This is a genomic window from Streptomyces sp. CO7 (assembly GCF_053474865.1).
In genome coordinates this window covers 30,355-34,666 of record NZ_JBRIOU010000014.1, presented here as the reverse complement: position 1 = coordinate 34,666, position 4,312 = coordinate 30,355, and the positions used below count along the sequence as shown (strand labels likewise).

3 protein-coding genes are annotated in these 4,312 nt (G+C 74.8%); 2 read left to right on the top strand and 1 reads right to left on the bottom strand.

The annotated features are described in order from the left end of the window. Positions 1 to 1,566, bottom strand: a 1,566-nt coding sequence (locus tag ACOV8S_RS30525; RefSeq protein WP_448321727.1) for an MFS transporter, incomplete at its 3' end; no start/stop codon positions are given. Between the two features lie 220 nt (positions 1,567 to 1,786). Here ACOV8S_RS30525 and ACOV8S_RS30520 point away from each other — a divergent pair. Next, positions 1,787 to 3,043 carry a hypothetical protein gene (locus tag ACOV8S_RS30520; protein WP_448321726.1) on the top strand — a complete coding sequence of 419 codons (1,257 nt, stop codon included), beginning with the start codon at positions 1,787 to 1,789 and terminating at the stop codon, positions 3,041 to 3,043. Between the two features lie 210 nt (positions 3,044 to 3,253). Then, entirely contained in the window at positions 3,254 to 4,276 is a 1,023-nt protein-coding gene (locus ACOV8S_RS30515) for a phosphatase PAP2 family protein (RefSeq protein ID WP_448321725.1), read from the top strand. Positions 4,277 to 4,312 lie beyond the last annotated feature (36 nt).

The window sequence follows — 4,312 nt, the reverse complement described above, 5'->3', positions numbered from 1 at the left end:
GTCCACGAGCGGCTCCTCGCGCATCTCCCGCGGCAGCCGCAGCGCCGCCAGCGCGCCCAGCAGCAGCAGTCCCGCGCTGACCAGCAGGGTCACGTGCAGCCCGTGCACGAACGCCTCGCGGGCGGCGGTCCACAGCGTCTGTCCCGCCACGCCGCCCAGGTCGCCCGCGACCTGGTAGGCCTCTCCGATGGAGTGCCCGGCCGCCGCGGACGCCTGCCCCGGCACCTCGGGCACCGAGGAGACGCCGGGCCCGTAGGACGCGTTCATCACGCTGCCCAGCAGGGCGATGCCCAGGCCGGCGCCGAGCTGGTAGGACGTCTCGCCGATGGCGGCGGCGCCCCCGGCCTCGTGCTCGGGGGCCTCGCTGAGCATCGACTCGTAGGCGCCGAAGAGCGTGGTCTCCAGGCCGAGTCCCAGCAGCACGAAACCGCACAGCAGCAGCGCCGGGTTGTCCCGCGTGCCCATCGGCAGGAGGGTCAGCACCGCGGCCGCGGTGAGCACGAAGCCGGCCGCCACCATGACCCGCGGGCCGAGCGTGCGCAGCAGCCTCGCCCCGGCGAGACCGGCCGCCATGGCGGCCAGGGTCAGCGGCAGCATCCGCAGACCGGTCTGCAGCGGGGACAGGCCCAGCACCAGCTGGAGGTACTGCGCCGCGATGAGTTCCAGGCCCACCAGCGCCAGCATGGCCAGCACGATGCAGCCGAGGGAGGTGCCGAAGGCCGGCCGCGCGAACAGGCGCATGTCGATCAGCGGGTGCTCGCGCCGCCGCTGGCGCCGCACGAACAGCACCAGGAGCAGGACGCCCGCGACCAGCGGGCCCCAGGTCAGCGGCGACTGGGGCGCGATGCCGCCGCCCAGCCGCTTGACGCCGTAGACCGCGGCGAAGAGTCCGACCGCCGCGGTGAGCGCGCCGGTCACGTCCCAGGGCCCCTCACGACGGCCTCGGGACTCCGGCAGCAGCATCCGTCCGACCGGCAACGCGACCAGCATCAACGGGATGTTGATCAGGAAGACCGAACCCCACCAGAAGCGCTCGAGCAGGAACCCGCCCAGCAGCGGACCGACCGCCGCGCCGACGGCCGCGACGGCGCTCCAGATGCCGATGGCCAGCGCGCGCTCCCGCCGGTCGGGGAAGACCTGGCGGAGCACCGACAGGGTGGCGGGCATGATCATCGCGCCGCCGACACCGAGCAACGCCCGTGCCGCGATGAGCACCTGGGCGCTGTCCGCGCAGGCGGCGACGCCCGAGGCGACGCCGAAAAGGGCGTAGCCCAGCAGCAGGACCCGTCGGCGTCCCACCCGGTCGCCCAGGGTGCCGAAGAGGATCAACAGCGAGGCGCAGACGAGGGGATAGACGTCGACGGTCCACAACAGCTGGGTGGCGGAGGGCCGGAGGTCCTCGGTGACCGCGGGCACCGCGACGTGGAGCACGGTGGCGTCCACCGCGACGAGCAGCAGACTGACGCAGAGGACGACGAGGACGATCCAGCGGTTGGCGCCGGCCCCGGCCGCCCGGCGGGCGCGGTGCCGTGTGGCCTTCGCGCCGGACACGGTCGTCCCGGACATGTGCGTACCTCCCAGAATTGCTCGCGTCCGGCGGCCCCGAAGGCCGCTCGACCGGCCCGCTCGACGAAGACGAGTGATTCGCCAGCGTACGCGAGTTCGCGCCGGTGGCACGTGGTGGAGCTCTCACGCCCGGGCAGGCCGTCTGTGGTGTGCGCCACTGCCCGGACCCGGTAGGGGGAACGGCCGGACGGGGCGTGGGGCGCCGCCGATAATCGTGCCCGTGACCGATCTCGACACCCCCGCCGCGCGTCCGGCGGCCGGGCGGACCCATGGCGTCGGGGCGGCCGCGGCGCTGCGCCGGGCGGCGCCCGCCCTCGCCGGATACGCGGCCGTCCGTCTGCTGGGGCTGGTGGGGCTCGCGGTCTGGGCCGCCGCGCGCGACGTCGATCCCCTGGTGCGGCTCACCGCGCGCTGGGACGCGCTCTGGTACGCGCGGATCGCGGAGTCTGGCTACGGGTACACGGTCCGGCTGCCCGACGGCGACGTGCACGCGGATCTCGCCTTCTTCCCGCTGCTGCCGTGGCTGGAGCGGGGCGTCGCGGCGGTGAGCCCGCTGCCGTACGGCGAGGCCGGGTTCCTGGTGAGCCTTCTCGCCTCGCTCGCGGCCGCCTGGGGGATCTTCGCCGTCACCGATCTGGTCCTGGGCCGGCGGGCCGGGGTGTGCGCGGCGGTGCTCTGGGGCGCCCTGCCGGTGGGGATCGTGCAGTCGATGGCGTACAGCGAGTCGCTGTTCACCGCGCTGGCCGCCTGGTCGCTGTACGCGGTGCTGACCGGGCGCTGGACGCTCGCGGGGTCCCTGGCGCTCGCGGCGGGGCTGACCCGGCCGGTCGGCCTGGCGGTGGCCGCCGCGGTGTGGGCCGGCGCCGTTGCCTCCTTCGTGCGGGACCGGAGCGCGGCCGCCGCGGACGGCGCACCGGGCGGGGCGCGCGACCTTCACGCCGTGCGCGCCGGGCTCGACCTTCCGCCCAGGGGCGCGAATCCCCGGACGCGCGCCCTCGGAATGCTGCTGGCTCCCCTGGGGGCCGCCGGCTACGTCCTCTGGGTCGGCCGGCGCACCGGGGAGGGCCTCTTCGGCTACCTGGACGTCCAGGCCGGCTGGCGCAACGGCTTCGACGGGGGCGCCGCCTTCGCCCGCTTCGTGGCGGGCCTGTTCGACTCCCTGCCCGGCGCCCTCGCCGGGCTCGCGCTGCTCGCGGGAGTGGGACTGGTGGGGTGGCTCCTGCTGGCGGGGGTGCGCGCCCGGCTGCCGCTCCCGCTGCTGGTGTACGGCTCCCTGGTGACGCTGCTGGCCTTCGGCGCGTCCAGCTACTTCGGCTCCAAGCCGCGCCTCCTCGTCCCCGCCTTCCCGCTGCTCCTCCCGGTCGCCGGGGCCGCCGCCCGGGCCCGTCCGGCCCTGGCGGCCGCGCTCCTGGGACTCGCGGCGGCGGCCTCCGCCGTCTACGGAGGGCTCTGGCTGACCGGCTCGGGACCGCCGTGAATTCCGCCACGCCGCGGCGGCGGGAAAGCAATTGCGAACCCGACCTCTTTCCCCGGAATGAACACCCAATTCCCCTTGCGGTGAGCGGGAATCGTCGTGGTGGTGAATTCCCGGACAAGTGGCCGCGTGAGAGCAACCCCACATCACATGGTCATCACAAACACCTTGATCCGTTCGGGTCGCGCCCTCACTCGCTGTAACGTCGATTGGGTGCGTACCGAACGAAGCCTCACCCGTCTGGACCGGGTGTTCGCGCGTCTGGACCGGGAGCCCGAGCGGCCGGTCCAGCTCGGCATGCCCCGGATGAGCCGTCACCGGTACGCACTCGTCGTCGCCTGCCTGGCCGGTTACGCCGCCATCGTCTGGGCCGTGATCACCACCTCGTGGCTGGTCCGCCTGGACTGGCAGGTCATGTTCTTCAGGCCCTACCAGCAGTGGCCCGAGATCCACGCCTGGCTCGACTACTACGTCGTCCTGGGCCAGCGCGGACCCACGGCGGTGATGGTGGCGGCCTGGCTGGGCTGGCGCTCCTGGCGCCAGCACACCCTGCGCCCGCTGATCACCCTCGCCATCTCGCTGCTGCTGCTGAACGTCACGGTCGGCGCCGCCAAGATCGGCATGGGCCGGCTGGGGCCGCACTACGCCACGACCATAGGCTCCAACGAGATGTGGCTCGGCGGGGACATCTTCCCCAGCGGCCACACCGCGAACGCGGTGGTCACCTGGGGCATCCTCGCCTACCTGGCCTCCGGCCCGCGGGCCCGGCGCTGGCTGTCCGCGCTCTCCGCGGTGATGTCCCTGGGTGTCGGCCTGACCACCGTCTACCTCGGCACCCACTGGCTGAGCGACGTGCTCCTGGGCTGGGTGGCCGGCCTGCTGATCCTGCTGGCGCTGCCGCTCTTCGAGCCCCTGGGCGCCCGTGCCGAGCGGTGGATCCTGAACCTGCGGGACGCGGTGTGGACGCGGCTGGCCCGCCGCTTCGGCAAGGGCCGGACCTCCTCCGTCCCGGTGACCGGCCCCTCCGGCGGCCTGACCACGCCGGTGCGCCGCACCGCCCTCACGGCCTCCGACGCGGGCCACGGGCACCGGGGCGCCTTCCTGCTGTCCTCCGGGCCGCACGGGGCACGTCCCGAGCGGGGCCCCTCGACCGCGCCGGGCGGCGGCCGCCGCCCCTCGGCGCACACCGACGCCGTGGGCCGCCCCAAGCCGTCCTCGGCCCGCCCGGTCGCCTGACCGGCCCGGCCCGCGCCCGACCGCCCTTCCCGCGCC